The 238-nt window shown below is 64.7% G+C and carries 1 protein-coding gene; it reads right to left on the reverse strand.

What is annotated here, in order from left to right:
- Positions 1-238 (reverse strand): topoisomerase C-terminal repeat-containing protein (locus tag E5W87_RS35870; RefSeq protein ID WP_292408804.1); only part of this gene is annotated, 238 nt, incomplete at both ends.

Here is a 238-nt window from a genome sequence, read left to right on the forward strand (position 1 = left end):
TTCCTTCAAGGCGGCGGGCGTGCCGCCATTGCGGCCGCCCGGGCCCTTCAACTGCTTCTCGGCGATGACCGAAACGGCGCGATTGAGACCGATCGAGAACACGTCCTCGATATTGTCGAGATTGGCGTAGGTGCCATCATGCAGAACGAACGGACCGTAGCGCCCCAGCCCGGCCGAGATCATCTTGCCGGATTCCGGATGCTTGCCGACGTCGCGCGGCAGGGACAGCAGGGCGAGC

The sequence above is a fragment of the Mesorhizobium sp. genome (assembly GCF_004962925.1).
In the GTDB taxonomy this organism is placed as follows: Bacteria; Pseudomonadota; Alphaproteobacteria; order Rhizobiales; family Rhizobiaceae; genus Mesorhizobium.